Origin of the sequence: Streptomyces sp. NPDC059696 (assembly GCF_042733745.1) — a bacterium.
GTDB lineage: Bacteria > Actinomycetota > Actinomycetes > Streptomycetales > Streptomycetaceae > Streptomyces.
In genome coordinates, this window is the sequence record NZ_JBHWFG010000055.1 from 23406 (window position 1) to 36863 (window position 13458).

11 protein-coding genes are annotated in these 13458 nt (G+C 73.4%); 3 read left to right on the top strand and 8 right to left on the bottom strand.

The window, feature by feature from the left end; genetic code table 11:
• Positions 1 to 99 precede the first annotated feature (99 nt).
• From sucB to ACFV20_RS35105, 3 genes are all read right to left on the bottom strand, one after another.
• Entirely contained in the window at positions 100 to 1884 is a 1785-nt protein-coding gene (gene sucB / locus ACFV20_RS35095) for a 2-oxoglutarate dehydrogenase, E2 component, dihydrolipoamide succinyltransferase (RefSeq protein WP_385664762.1), read from the bottom strand.
• Between the two features lie 63 nt (positions 1885 to 1947).
• The gene (gene lpdA, locus ACFV20_RS35100; RefSeq protein WP_362039465.1) at positions 1948 to 3336 is read right to left on the bottom strand and encodes a dihydrolipoyl dehydrogenase; all 1389 of its coding nucleotides are present in this window, start codon (positions 3334 to 3336) and stop codon (positions 1948 to 1950) included.
• A 417-nt stretch (positions 3337 to 3753) separates the two neighbouring features.
• Positions 3754 to 5280: a leucyl aminopeptidase gene (locus ACFV20_RS35105; RefSeq protein ID WP_385664765.1), complete on the bottom strand. Its 1527-nt coding sequence runs from the start codon at positions 5278 to 5280 to the stop codon at positions 3754 to 3756.
• A 395-nt stretch (positions 5281 to 5675) separates the two neighbouring features.
• On the opposite strand from ACFV20_RS35105, the gene ACFV20_RS35110 reads away from it, so the two are divergent.
• Complete coding sequence (locus ACFV20_RS35110; RefSeq protein WP_385664768.1) at positions 5676 to 6455, top strand: endo alpha-1,4 polygalactosaminidase; 780 nt, start codon at positions 5676 to 5678, stop codon at positions 6453 to 6455.
• Here the strand turns inward: ACFV20_RS35110 and ACFV20_RS35115 are convergent.
• Together ACFV20_RS35115 and ACFV20_RS35120 are read right to left on the bottom strand one after the other, a co-directional pair.
• A complete protein-coding gene (locus tag ACFV20_RS35115; protein WP_385664771.1) occupies positions 6415 to 7026 on the bottom strand; it encodes an RDD family protein in 612 nt (203 codons plus the stop codon). The two genes, ACFV20_RS35110 and ACFV20_RS35115, sit on opposite strands and share 41 nt — an antisense overlap.
• An 82-nt stretch (positions 7027 to 7108) precedes the next feature.
• A complete protein-coding gene (locus tag ACFV20_RS35120) occupies positions 7109 to 7891 on the bottom strand; it encodes an adenosylcobinamide-GDP ribazoletransferase (protein ID WP_385664774.1) in 783 nt (260 codons plus the stop codon).
• 60 nt (positions 7892 to 7951) lie between these two features.
• On the opposite strand from ACFV20_RS35120, the gene ACFV20_RS35125 reads away from it, so the two are divergent.
• Complete coding sequence (locus tag ACFV20_RS35125) at positions 7952 to 8713, top strand: hypothetical protein (RefSeq protein ID WP_385664777.1); 762 nt, start codon at positions 7952 to 7954, stop codon at positions 8711 to 8713.
• On the opposite strand, the gene ACFV20_RS35130 is transcribed toward ACFV20_RS35125, so the two are convergent.
• Together ACFV20_RS35130 and cobT are read right to left on the bottom strand one after the other, a co-directional pair.
• Positions 8653 to 9351, bottom strand: a complete 699-nt coding sequence (locus ACFV20_RS35130; RefSeq protein WP_385664779.1) for a hypothetical protein — start codon at positions 9349 to 9351, stop codon at positions 8653 to 8655. The genes ACFV20_RS35125 and ACFV20_RS35130 overlap by 61 nt on opposite strands.
• A 133-nt stretch (positions 9352 to 9484) precedes the next feature.
• Positions 9485 to 10612: a nicotinate-nucleotide--dimethylbenzimidazole phosphoribosyltransferase gene (cobT, locus tag ACFV20_RS35135; protein ID WP_385664782.1), complete on the bottom strand. Its 1128-nt coding sequence runs from the start codon at positions 10610 to 10612 to the stop codon at positions 9485 to 9487.
• 201 nt (positions 10613 to 10813) lie between these two features.
• Between cobT and ACFV20_RS35140 the strand changes: the two genes are divergently transcribed.
• The gene (locus ACFV20_RS35140; protein ID WP_385664785.1) at positions 10814 to 11869 is read left to right on the top strand and encodes a class I SAM-dependent methyltransferase; all 1056 of its coding nucleotides are present in this window, start codon (positions 10814 to 10816) and stop codon (positions 11867 to 11869) included.
• A 55-nt stretch (positions 11870 to 11924) separates the two neighbouring features.
• On the opposite strand, the gene ACFV20_RS35145 is transcribed toward ACFV20_RS35140, so the two are convergent.
• Positions 11925 to 13124, bottom strand: coding sequence for a bifunctional adenosylcobinamide kinase/adenosylcobinamide-phosphate guanylyltransferase (locus ACFV20_RS35145; protein WP_385664788.1), 1200 nt, complete (start codon positions 13122 to 13124; stop codon positions 11925 to 11927).
• Positions 13125 to 13458 lie beyond the last annotated feature (334 nt).

Below are 13458 nucleotides of genomic sequence, written 5' to 3' on the forward strand. Positions count from 1 at the left end.
GTTGGGGGGTTTTGCTCGCTCTTTTCCCCGCGCCCCTTACGGGGGGGGGCCCTGGTCGTTATATCGCGGCACTGGGCCACCGCGCGATCGCAATGAAGGTCAGAGGCCGAGCTCGACCTCGAACTCGCCCGCCTCCAGGATGGCCTTGACCGCCGTCAGGTAACGGGCGGCGTCGGCGCCGTCCACCAGGCGGTGGTCGTAGGACAGGGTCAGGTACGTCATGTCGCGGACGCCGATGACCGTGCCCTCCTCCGTCTCGATGACGGCGGGACGCTTGACCGTCGCGCCGATGCCGAGGATGGCGACCTGGCCCGGCGGCACGATGATCGTGTCGAAGAGCGCGCCGCGCGACCCGGTGTTGGAGATGGTGAAGGTCGCGCCGGACAGCTCGTCCGGGGTGATCTTGTTGGCGCGGACCTTGCCCGCCAGGTCGGCCGTGGCCTTGGCGATGCCGGCGAGGTTGAGGTCACCGGCGTTCTTGATGACCGGGGTCATCAGGCCCTTCTCGGAGTCCACCGCGATACCGATGTTCTCGGTGTCGAAGTAGGTGATGGTCCCCTCGGCCTCGTTGATCCTGGCGTTGATCGGCGCGTGCGCCTTCAGCGCCTGGGCCGCGGCCCTGACGAAGAACGGCATCGGGGAGAGCTTGACGCCCTCACGGGCCGCGAACGCGTCCTTGGCACGGGCGCGCAGCTTCATCAGACGGGTGACGTCGACCTCGACGACCGAGGACAGCTGGGCCTGCTCGTGCAGGGCCTTGACCATGTTGTCGCCGATGACCTTGCGGATGCGCGGCATCTTGACGGTCTGGCCGCGCAGCGGGGAGGCCTCCAGCGCCGGGGCCTTCTTCGCGGCCGACGGGGCGGCAGCGGCGGGGGCCGGGGTGGCGGCGGCGCTCTTCGCGGCCTCGGCGGCGGCGACGACGTCCTGCTTGCGGATACGGCCGCCGACGCCGGTGCCCTTGACGGTGGCCAGGTCGACGCCCTGCTCGGCGGCGAGCTTGCGCACCAGCGGGGTGACGTAGGCGCCGTCGTCGGCCGGCTTGGCGGCGGCCGGAGCGGCCGGGGCCTGGGCCGGAGCCGGGGCCGGCGCGGGAGCGGACGGAGCCGGTTCGGGAGCCGGGGTGGTCTGCTGCTGCGGGGCCGGAGCCGACGGGGCCTGCGGGGCGGGGGCGGGCTGCGCCGGGGCCGGAGCCGGGGTCGGCTCGGGCTGGGCCGGGGCGGCCGGGGCCTCCTGCGCCGGGGCGGCGGCCGGAGCGGCACCCGCCTCGCCGATGACGGCGAGCTTGGCGCCGACCTCGGCGGTCTCGTCCTCGCCGACGACGATCTCCAGCAGCGTGCCCGAGGTGGGGGCCGGGATCTCGGTGTCGACCTTGTCGGTGGAGACCTCGAGCAGCGGCTCGTCGGCCTCGACGCTGTCACCGACCGACTTCAGCCAGCGGGTGACGGTGCCCTCGGTGACGGACTCGCCGAGCGCGGGCAGGACGACGTCCGTGCCCTCGGCGGAACCGCCGCCGGCGGCGGCGTCGGCGGAGGGAGCGGGCGCCGGGGCGGCCTGCTCGGTGGACGGGGCGGCCGGGGCCGGCTCGGGGGCCGGCTCGGCGACCTGCTCGGCCTGCGGGGCCTCGGCGGCGGCGGGCGCGCCGCTGCCGTCGTCGATCAGGGCCAGCTCGGCGCCGACCTCGACCGTCTCGTCCTCGGCGACCTTGATGGAGGCCAGGACACCGGCGGCGGGCGAGGGGATCTCGGTGTCGACCTTGTCGGTCGACACCTCGAGCAGCGGCTCGTCGGCCTCGACGCGCTCGCCCTCGGCCTTCAGCCAGCGGGTGACAGTGCCCTCGGTGACGCTCTCACCGAGCGCCGGAAGGGTTACGGAAACCGCCATGGTTTCGGTTGCTCCTTACGGAAAGTGCGGAAGTCTGTGTCGTCGCGTTCGTCGACCGAGGGGTCAGTCGTGCGCGTGGAGGGGCTTGCCGGCCAGGGCCAGGTGGGCCTCGCCGAGCGCCTCGTTCTGCGTCGGGTGGGCGTGGATGAGCTGCGCGACCTCGGCGGGCAGCGCCTCCCAGTTGTAGATCAGCTGGGCTTCGCCGACCTGCTCGCCCATGCGGTCGCCGACCATGTGGACGCCGACGACGGCACCGTCCTTGACCTGGACGAGCTTGATCTCGCCCGCGGTGTTCAGGATCTTGCTCCTGCCGTTGCCCGCGAGGTTGTACTTCAGAGCGACGACCTTGTCCGCACCGTAGATCTCCTTGGCCTTGGCCTCGGTGATACCGACGGAGGCGACCTCCGGGTGGCAGTACGTCACCCGCGGGACACCGTCGTAGTCGATCGGAACGGTCTTCAGACCGGCCAGGCGCTCCGCCACCAGGATGCCCTCGGCGAAGCCGACGTGCGCGAGCTGGAGGGTCGGGACGAGGTCACCGACGGCGGAGATGGTCGGCACGTTCGTGCGCATGTACTCGTCGACCAGGACGTAGCCGCGGTCCATGGCGACGCCCTGCTCCTCGTAGCCGAGGCCCTGGGAGACGGGGCCGCGGCCGATGGCGACCAGCAGGACCTCGGCCTCGAACTCCTTGCCGTCGGCCAGGGTGACCTTGACGCCGTCCTGGGTGTACTCGGCCTTCTGGAAGAAGGTGCCCAGGTTGAACTTGATGCCGCGCTTGCGGAACGCGCGCTCCAGCAGCTTGGAGGAGTTCTCGTCCTCGACCGGGACGAGGTGCTTCAGGCCCTCGACGATCGTGACCTCGGTGCCGAAGGACTTCCACGCGGAGGCGAACTCGACGCCGATGACGCCGCCGCCCAGGATGATCGCGGACTTCGGCACGCGGTCCAGGACGAGGGCGTGGTCGGAGGAGATGATCCGGTTGCCGTCGATGTCCAGGCCCGGCAGCGACTTCGGCACGGAGCCGGTCGCGAGCAGGATGTGACGGCCCTCGACGCGGCGGCCGTTCACGTCGACGGAGGTGGGCGAGGAGAGACGGCCCTCACCCTCGATGTACGTCACCTTCCGGGAGGCGACGAGACCCTGCAGGCCCTTGTACAGGCCGGCGACCACGCCGTCCTTGTACTTGTGGACCCCGGCGATGTCGATGCCCTCGAAGGAGGCCTTCACACCGAACTGCTCGCTCTCGCGGGCCTGGTCGGCGATCTCGCCCGCGTGCAGCAGGGCCTTGGTGGGGATGCATCCCCGGTGCAGGCAGGTGCCGCCGACCTTGTCCTTCTCGATCAGGGCGACGTCCAGGCCCAGCTGCGCCCCGCGCAGGGCCGCGGCGTAACCACCGCTGCCACCGCCGAGGATCACTAGGTCGAAAACGGTGCTGGCGTCGTTCGCCACGTCACGTCCTCCATGCATGTGCGCCGTGAGCCGGTCGTCAGTGACCGGCAGGCGGCTGGTGTCCGGCCGCTCGTTCTTCGGCCCTTCGGTGGGGCCCTGTCCTGCCGAGCCCCATCTTCGCACTTGTCGGCACACAAGGAGACGCCGGGCTGCGGTGTGAGACGCCCCACGTTCAGATGAGCCACACCAGTGATGCCCGGAGGACAGCGCTCAAGGGGCGCGGGGCTGTGTCCGATGTGCGGCTCCGCCGCGCGGGCGCGGGGACAGCGCACCAAGGGGCGCGGGGCTGTGTCCGATGTGCGGCTCCGCCGCGCGGGCGCGAGGGCAGCGCCCAAGGGGCGCGGGGAACTGCGCGAACAGCCCCCACGCCCCCGCACTCGCCACACAAACAGGCGAGACCGAGCTACTGGGCGACGATCAGCCCAGATCACCCGCAGCCGTCAGCTCCGCCAGCCGCACCAGCGTCCGCACAGCCGTCCCCGTACCGCCCTTCGGCGTGTACCCGAAGGGCCCGCCCTCGTTGAAGGCCGGCCCGGCGATGTCCAGGTGCGCCCAGGTGATCCCCTCGCCCACGAACTCGCGCAGGAACAGACCGGCCACCAGCCCGCCGCCCATCCGCTCGCCCATGTTCGCGATGTCGGCGGTGGGGGAGTCCATCCCCTTGCGCAGGTGCTCCGGCAGCGGCATCGGCCACGCCGGCTCGCCGACCTCCTCCGCGGCCTCGACCAGCGCCGCACGGAACGCGTCGTCGTTGCCCATGATCCCGAACGTCCGGTTGCCCAGCGCCAGCACCATCGCCCCGGTCAGCGTCGCCACGTCCACGATCGCGTCCGGCTTCTCCTGGGAGGCCGCCCACAGCGCGTCGGCGAGCACCAGCCGGCCCTCGGCGTCGGTGTTGAGCACCTCCACCGTCTTGCCGCTGTACATCCGCAGCACGTCACCCGGACGGGTCGCGGACCCGGAGGGCATGTTCTCGGCCAGGGCGAGCCAGCCGGTGACGTTGACCTCCAGGCCGAGACGCGCGGCGGCGACGACCGCGGCGAACACCGCGGCCGCACCGGCCATGTCGCACTTCATCGTCTCGTTGTGACCGGCCGGCTTCAGCGAGATGCCGCCCGAGTCGTAGGTGATGCCCTTGCCGACGAAGGCGAGGTGCTTCTTCGCCTTGGAGGAGGTGTACGACAGCTTGACCAGGCGCGGGGTGGCCGCGGAGCCGGAGCCGACGCCGAGGATGCCGCCGTAGCCGCCCTTGGTCAGGGCCTTCTCGTCGAGCACCTGGATCTTGATGCCGTGTTCCTTGGCCGCGGCCTGGGCGATCGCGGCGAACGACTCGGGGTTGAGGTCGTTCGGCGGGGTGTTGACCAGGTCGCGGGAGCGGTTGAGCTCCTCGGACACGGCGACGGCACGCTCGACCGCGGCCTTGTACGCCTTGTCGCGCGGCTTGCCCCCGAGCAGGACGACCTCGGCGAGGGGCGCCTTGCCGTTCTTCGCCTTGGGGTCCTTGCCGTTGTCCTTGTAGGCGTCGAAGGAGTACGCGCCGAGCAGCGCGCCCTCCCCGACCGCGCCGGCGTCGGCGGCGTCGCCCAGCGGCAGCGCGAAGGCGGCCTTCTTCGACCCGGCCAGGGCGCGGGCGGCGACACCGGCGGCCTTGCGCAGGGACTCGGTGCCGTACTCGGCGTCCTTCTCGGGCACCGCGCCCAGGCCGACCGCCAGGACGAGCGGTGTCTTGAAGCCGGACGGCGCCGGCAGCTTCGTCACCTCGCCCTCGCCGCCGGAGGCGCCGAGCGTCTCCAGGACGCCGGCGAGCCTGCCGTCGTACGCCTTGTCCACGGCCTCGGCGCCCGGTGCGACGACCGGCCCCTTGGCACCCTTGGCGACACCGATCACGATCGCGTCGGCCCGCAGACCGGGCGCCGCGGCGGTGCTGAGAGTGAGAGCAGTCACGGTGGTGAAATCTCGCTTCCGATGTGAAGTTGCTGTGGTCGAACGGTGTGGGTCGACCGGGCCCGACAGCCGACCCTATGCGGACCTCCGAGGGCGGGTCTCGCGGGGCCTTCCCCGGTGCGGCGAACACTCGACGACGAGACTACGCGCGTGGTCCCGTTCGCTCATGCCTGCGGGCGTTCACCTGTCGGTGGCCCAGTGGCCAGTTCTCGGTCCCCCACACCGGTGAACCGGGTCACACTCGTCGCGACCCGGTGAGCGCCACCGGCCACCCCGGAGGGTCCGGCCCGGGCGCGGGGCGCGGCGGTGCGCCGCGCGAGGCCCGGGACCGGAGATCATCCCAGGGGCGCACTCCCGTACGCCCCGCGCCCCACAGACACCACGGAGAACGCCCCGTGAGACGCCCGTTCCCGCTCGTCGCCCTGCTCGTCCTGCTGCTCGCGGGATGTTCCCGGGCGCCCGACGACAAGCCCGGCACGCGCTGGCAGCCCCGCCCCGGCATCGCCTGGCAGTGGCAGCTCAGCGGGCGCCTGGACACCTCCGTCGACGCGCCGGTCTACGACATCGACGGCTTCGACCACTCCGAGGACACCGTCGCCCGGTTGCACGACCAGGGCCGCAAGGTCATCTGCTACCTCTCCACGGGCGCCTGGGAGGAGTTCCGCCCGGACGCGGGGAAGTTCCCGAGAGCCGTGCTCGGGCGCGGCAACGGATGGAAGGGCGAGCGCTGGCTGGACATCCGCCGCACCGACGTCCTGGAACCGCTCATGGCGGCCCGCATCGACATGTGCCGCGACAAGGGCTTCGACGCGGTGGAACCCGACAACATGGACGGCTACCGCAACGACACCGGTTTCCCGCTCACGGCCACCGACCAGTTGCGCTACAACCGCCTCGTCGCCCGGCTCGCCCACGACCGCGGTCTGGCCGTCGGCCTCAAGAACGACCTGGACCAGATCCCGGAACTGGTCGGCGACTTCGACTTCGCGGTCAACGAACAGTGCGCCCAGTACGGCGAGTGCACGGCCCTGAAGCCGTTCGTCGCGGCGGGCAAGGCCGTCTTCCACGTCGAGTACGAGCTGCCCACCGCCCGCTTCTGCGCCGACTCGCGCCGCCTGAAGCTCAGTTCGCTGCTCAAGAAGTACGAACTGGGGGCATGGCGACGGGCCTGCTGAGCGCGATGCCGGTGACGGCGGTGCCCGCGACCCGGTCGGCGAGGGAGCGCCGGGCGGGGGAGAGGACCGGCAGCGCGTTCAGCAGGAACAGCACCACCGCGACCGCCCACACCAGCACCGACAGCACGACCTGCCCCTCGACCAGCAGCACGCAGGCCACGGCGTACACGGCGACGTCCGCGGCGGTGGTGACCGCGGCCCGGCGTGCCGCCCTGACCCGGCGCGGGGAGTCCGTCGTCACCTTCAGCCCCACCAGGGCCTTGCCGACGGTGCGCCCGGCCAGGGCCAGGCACCCCCACTGGTAGAGGAACACCGTCAGCACCAGCAGCCCGAAGGCCTGCTCGACGTAGAGCACCGACTTGTCCCACAGCGTCAGCCCGAGGTCCTGCGAGGCGTCGAGCACGTCGCCGCGTGAGGTCAGCAGGTCGAAACCGCCGCGGGCGGCCAGCTCGGGCACGTCGGTGACGAGCGCGGAGACCCGGTGGAAGGTGAGCACGGCGAGCGCCGAGGCCAGCGCCAGCACCAGCGCGAAATCGACGAGCCAGGCCGCGGCGCGGCGCAGTTTCGGCATGAACGTCCCCCGATCACAGGTGTGTCGGGGCAGGAAGTTAGCCGCTGGGCGACCCGTGCAGGAGGGGGACGGGGAGATCGTTTCAGCCCAGTGACAGAACGACCAGCGCCGTGGTGGCCGCCGTCTCCGCCAGACCGCCGAACACGTCCCCCGTGACCCCGCCGAAGCGGCGCGTGCAGTGACGCAGCAGGGCTTCCGCGGCGGCCAGGGCGAGGACCACCGCGAGCACCGTCCGGATCACGTCGTACGGCCCGAGGAGGGCGCCGGCCGCTGCCGCCGCTCCCGTGACGGCCACGGTGGCGATCACCGCCCCCCGTACGGGCACCACACCCGCGACCGCCGCCCCGAGCCCCTCCGGCCGGGCCGCCGGGACCCCGGTCCGGGCCGCCAGGGTCAGGGCCAGCCGGGCACAGGTCGCCGAGACGACCGCGGCGCACGCACCCCGGGCCCAGGAGGCGTCGAAGGCCTGCGTGAGCGCGGCGACCTGCGCGAGCAGGACGAGGACCAGGGTGATCACCCCGAACGGCCCGATGTCCGACTGTTTCATGATCCGCAGCGCGTCCTCGGCGGGCTTGCCGCTGCCCAGCCCGTCGGCGGTGTCCGCGAGCCCGTCGAGGTGCAGCCCCCGGGTGAGCGCGGCCGGCACGGCGACACCCGCCACGGCGGCGAGCGGGGCGCCCGCACCGAGGAGCAGCAGCGCCAGCCCGAGCCCGGCGGCGCCCGCACCGACCGCGAGACCCGCCAGCGGAGCGCACAGCATGCCGTCACGAGCGGCCCGGCGGTCCCACCGGGTCACCCGCACAGGGATCACCGTCAAGGTGCCGAAGGCGAAGCGGAGGCCGTCGAGGGGGGAAGTTCCGGTCACCGGCGCAGGCTACCGGCCGGTCAGGAGAGCGGGAGCGGCAGCCAAGGATAAAGTTCACATATGGGATGGCTGGAGCGGAACATCATCGAACCCGGCAAGCTGCCGCTGCTTCTCGCTCTGATCGCGTTCGTCACGACCTTCCTGATCACCCGGCTCATCACCCGCCTGATCCGGGCGGGCAAGGGGCCCTTCGGCAACGTCAGCAGCGGGGGCGTCCACGTCCACCACGTGGTCCCCGGGATCATCCTGACGCTCATCGGCGGCTTCGGCGCGGTGGCGGGCGGCCAGCACGGCTTCGGGTCGTGCCTGGCCGCGGTGCTGTTCGGCATCGGCGCGGGCCTGGTCCTCGACGAGTTCGCCCTGGTGCTGCACCTCGCCGACGTCTACTGGACCCCGGACGGCCGCAAGAGCGTGGAGATGGTCGTCCTCACCGCCGCGCTCGTCGGCCTGCTCCTGATCGGCTTCTCGCCGCTGGGCGTCAACGACCTCAACGACGACCAGCAGCAGAACCGTGCCGTCGTCCTCGTGAACATCCTCGTCAACTTCGGGTTCGCCCTCATCGCCCTGTTCAAGGGCAAGATCCGCGTCGCGGTCGTGGGTGTGATCATCCCCTTCATCGCCCTGGTCGGGGCCGTACGGCTGGCCACGCCCACCTCCCCGTGGGCCAAGCGGTTCTACCGCAACCGGCCCCGCGCCCGGGCCAGATCCGCCCTGCGCTCCTATCACCACGACCGCCGCTGGGCGGCCCCGTCACGGGCGTTTCACGACTGGCTCGGCGGCGCGCCCGACCCCGAGCCGGCCCGGTCCCTCGAACGCCGCTGACGCAGCTCTCCGGCCACGCACAGCACCAGCACCGCCGCGATCGCCGCCAGGTGTTCCTTGCCCGCGAGGTTCTCCTTGAGCGCGACCTCGGCCACCATCGCCCCGATCACCACCGAGGCCGTGACGTACGCGCGGTAGCGCCACCCCAGGAAGACGGCGAGGCCCACCACCGCGGCGGACGGCCCGGTGTCCACGACCCGGGCGTCCGAGGCGGGCAGACCGAGCGGGGAGTCCGGGCCGAGCCAGATGCCCGCACGCGAGTACAGCGTGCCCGCGAGCGTCGCGACGTAGGCGAGGGCCAGGGTCCGCCGGCGGCCCAGGCACAGCTCGGCGATGCCGAACACCAGCAGGATCTGTACCAGCGCGCCCCACACCGGCAGGTCCAGCGCCGGCACGAACAGCGACAACGGCGTCCGCAGCAGCGCCAACCACAGCGGATCCGCGGCCCGCACCCCGCCGGCCTCCTGCACGGCCTCGTAGCCCCACGACTGGTGGTGCACGACGTGCAGCACCGCCGTGAGGCACACGGCCGCGACCGCCATCGGCACGGCCCGCCACCGCCGTTCGGCCAGCGGCCCGCGCACCGCGGCGTACAGCGCACCCCATTCGGCGCGGGCCCAGCGGGCGAGCGTGGTCATGCGGCGGTCGTCCTCGTCCGTGCGGGGCCTGGTCGGAGGGTGTCTGCGACTCAGTCAAACCGACACCACGTTCCAGGACCGACCGGAGCGGGACGAAGTTGAGCCAGGCGGGCGTGACCTGGATCTCGGGCCGTTACCGCTCGCCGGCCGCCCCCGGGGCCTCCGACTCCACGGGCCCGTTCGCCTCCTCGGACTCCGGCGCCTCCTCGGACTCCTTCGGCTTCTCGGGCAGCTCCGCCGCCAGCGCGGCAGCCGCCTGCACCAGTGGCAGCGCCAGCAGGCCCCCCGCGCCCTCCCCGACGGTCACCCCGTGGGTGAGCAGCGGCTCCAGCGCCATCCGGTCCAGCGCCTTCGCCTGCCCGGGCTCCCCGCTGTCGTGCGCGGCCAGCCACCAGTCCGGCGCCCGGAACGCGATCCGCTGTCCGACCAGCGCGCACGCCGCCGACACGACGCCGTCGAGCACCACCGGCAGCTTGCGCACCGCGCTCTGCAGCAGGAAACCCGTCATCGCGGCGAAGTCGGCCCCGCCCACCGACGCCAGCAGCTGCAACTGGTCCCCGAGCACCGGCCGTGCCCGGCGCAGCGCGTCGCGAACCGCGGCGCACTTGCGCATCCACGCCAGATCGTCGATCGCCAGCCCGCCGCGCCCGGTGACGACCGACGCGTCCACCCCGCACAGCGCGGCCACCAGCACGCCCGCCACCGTGGTCCCGCCGACGCTGACATCGCCGAGCACCACCAGGTCCGTGCCCGAGTCGGCCTCCTCGTCGGCCACCGCGACGCCTGCCCGGAACGCCGCCTCCGCCTCCTCCAGGGTGAGCGCGTCCTCGATGTCGATCCGCCCGCTGCCGCGCCGCACCCGGTGCCGTACGACATCCGCCGGGAGGGATTCCGGGTCGCAGTCCAGCCCCATGTCGACGATCCGCACCGGCACGCCCAGCCGCCGCGCCAGCACCGACACGGGCCGGCCGCCCTCCAGCACCTCGCGCACCAACTCCCCGGCGCTGCCCGCCGCACGGGCCGAGACGCCCAGCCCGGCGACGCCGTGGTCACCGGCGAAGAGCACCACCCGCGGCCGTTCGACCGGCCGGACCGGCACGGCGGACTGCGCCGCCGCCAGCCACTCACCCAGTTCGTCGAGGCGGCCCAGCGACCCGGGCGGCACGATCTGTCGCTCCCGGCGCGCCTCGGCGTCCCGGCGGATCCCGCCGTCCGGACGCTCGATCAGATCGGTGAAGTCGTCGAGATTAAGCGAGCTCATTCGCCGAACAGTACCGGCCCCGCTCGAACAGCACGGCGCCACATCACCACTCCGTCAGGGCGACGTCGTTGCACCCGGGATCGGCATCCCATACGTTCCGTTTTGCAGCGGATTGTCAGTGGCTTGTCGTATGTCGTTCGCCCACGTCCCCCTACGTCCCCCTACGTCCTAGCGGTACGTCGTCGCGCCCGGGAGCCGCCCATGCCCGCACACCACTCCGCCCCCTCAGCACCCCCGGTCCCCCAGGCGACCACCCGGGTCCACGAACCGCGCCGGGAGGACTGCCCCTGGTGCGGCTCCACCTCGCTGCGCAACCGGCTGCGCACGGGTGACCTGCGGCAGTACAAGCCGGGCAGTTTCACCGTCGACGCCTGCCGGGACTGCGGCCACACCTTCCAGAACCCGCGCCTGACCGCGGAGGGCCTCGCCCTCTACCACCGCACCGCGCGCGGCGCGCCCAGGGACCCGGCGAGCGACGGCCTCCTCGCCCTGCGCGGCAGCCCCCGCCGCCACCGCTCGGCGGCCCGCGCGATGCTGCGCTGCGGCGAGCCGGAGAGCTGGCTCGACGTCGGGACGGGCCACGCCCGCTTTCCCGCCACGGCCCGGCAGTTCTTCCCCTACACCGCCTTCGACGGCCTGGACCCCACCCCGCGCGTGGTCCGCGCCCGCACCGCCGACCGCGTCGAGGAGGCCCACGTCGGCCGTCTGACGGACCCCAAGATCGCCGGCCCCCTGCGCGCCCGCTACGACGTGGTCAGCATGCTCCACCACCTGGAGGGCACCCCCGACCCCCGGGCGGAACTCCGCGCCGCCCTGTCCGTCCTGCGCCCCGGCGGCCACCTGCTCATCGAGACCCTGAGCCCCCGCAGCGTCTTCGCCGCCCTGCTGGGCCGCTGGTGGCTCCCCTACGACCAACCGCGCCACCTCCACCTGCTGCCCCCGCAGAACGTCCGCGCGGAACTGGAGTCGGCCGGCTGCACGATCCTCACGCTCGACCACCGCCCGGTGCACGTCCCCCACGACCTCGCGGGCGCCACGTCCCTGGCCCTCTCCCACGCCCTGCCCGCCCCGGACACCCCCTGGCGGGCGATCCCCCCGCCCCCGGTCCAGCGGCACACCCGCGCGGCGCTGCTCCGCGCGGGCGTCCCCCTGGTCGCCGCGGCGGCCCTGGCCGACCACCTCATCGCCCCGGTGACCCGCCGCACCCGCTTCGCGAACACCTACCGGGTGATCGCCCGCACAGCCCCTACCGGGTGATCGCCCGCACAGCCCCGTAGGCCGGGCGGGCAGGAGGCGAGCTGCGGGGCCCCGGTCAGCCCTTCAGCACCAGCGCCTGTCCCGCCACCACCAGCAGCACGTGCTCGCACTCGTCCGCGAACCCCGCGTTCAGCCGGCCGAGTTCGTCCCGGTAGCGCCGCCCCGACGCCGTCGACGGGACGATCCCCGAGCCCACCTCGTTCGACACGGCGACCACGGTCCGCCGGGTGGCGCGCACCGCCTCCGTCAGCTCCCGCACCCGCTCCCGCAGCGCCTTCTCCCCGCGCTCCGCCCACACCGCGTCGTCCCACGCCCCGGCCGCGTCCATCGCGTCGGTCAGCCACAGGGACAGGCAGTCGATGAGCAGGGGCGGCCCCTCGGCCTCCAGCAGCGGCACCAGATCGCAGGTCTCGACCGTCTGCCACGACCCCGGCCGCCGCTCCCGGTGGGCCGACACCCGCGAGGACCACTCCGTGTCCCCGTTGCGCGACCCGCCGGTCGCCACGTACAGCACGTCCGGAAAGGCCTCCAGCCTCCGCTCGGCCTCCACGGACTTGCCCGACCGCGCCCCGCCCAGCACCAGGGTCCGCCGCGGCACGTCCGGCACGTCCTCGTACGCCCCCACCGTCAGCGTCACCCCGTCCGGTACGGCCCGCGCCCCGGCGGCCGCGAGCCGCCGTCCCAGCTCCGGGCCGGGCGGCAGGTCGTGGTCCAGGTGGACGGCGACCACGTCGGTGGTCGGGCCGACCGCCCCCACCGCCCGCAGCCGGGCCAGCGCGTCCGGCCGCCCCACGACATCGGCGAGGACCATGTCGTACGTCTCGGCCGGCTCCGCCAGGCCCGCCGGCGCCCCGCCCGGCGGCAGATACAGCAGCCGCTGCCCCTCCGGCCCGGTCACCGCGTACCCCGTGCCCGGCGCGTCCAGCGCCACCGCCCGCACCCGGTGCCCCGTCAGCAGCGTCAACTCCCGCCCGTCCGGCACCCGTCCGGGCTGTGGCAGCCCCGCGGGCACCTCGACCGCCGGACCGTCGTGCGGATGCGACAGCAGCACCTGCCGGACACCGGTCAGGGAACGGCCCGCCCGCGCCGCGGCGAACGCCGCACCCGGCGTCAGGTCGAGCAGCAGCACCCCGTCCAGCAGCAACGCGGTGGCCGCCCGCGCGTCCGGTCCGAGAGCGACCGCACAGGCCGCGCAGGGACATTCGGGGCGGGGAAGACCCGCGGGGGCACCGGTACCGAGCAGAGTGAGGTCCACGCCCCGATTCTGACGCGTGAGCCCGGGACATGCGTGATCGAGACGCCCCCCATGGGGACGCGGGCCGTGTCGGCATGCGGCTCCGCCGAGGCATGCGGCTCCGCCGAGGCATGCGGCTCCGCCGCGCGGGCGCGGCCGGCCCACGGCAACCCGCACCCGCCCGACCACCCGCACCCCGCGAGGTCTGTCTCGCCGGATCACTCGCACCGCGAGGTCTGTCTCGCCGGATCACCCGCCCCCCGCGAGGTCTGTCTCGCCGGATCACCCGCCCCCCGCGAGGTCTGTCTCGCCGGATCACCCGCCCCCCGCGAGGTCTGTCTCGCCGGATCACCCG

Bases quoted from the DNA above. Each gene is read 5' to 3' on its own strand.
- ACFV20_RS35130 (WP_385664779.1), bottom strand. From the start codon at position 9,351: ATGACCACGCTCGCCCGCTGGGCCCGCGCCGAATGGGGTGCGCTGTAC.
- ACFV20_RS35115 (WP_385664771.1), bottom strand. From the start codon at position 7,026: ATGCCGAAACTGCGCCGCGCCGCGGCCTGGCTCGTCGATTTCGCGCTG.
- sucB (WP_385664762.1), bottom strand. From the start codon at position 1,884: ATGGCGGTTTCCGTAACCCTTCCGGCGCTCGGTGAGAGCGTCACCGAG.
- cobT (WP_385664782.1), bottom strand. From the start codon at position 10,612: ATGAGCTCGCTTAATCTCGACGACTTCACCGATCTGATCGAGCGTCCG.
- ACFV20_RS35140 (WP_385664785.1), top strand. From the start codon at position 10,814: ATGCCCGCACACCACTCCGCCCCCTCAGCACCCCCGGTCCCCCAGGCG.
- ACFV20_RS35125 (WP_385664777.1), top strand. From the start codon at position 7,952: ATGGGATGGCTGGAGCGGAACATCATCGAACCCGGCAAGCTGCCGCTG.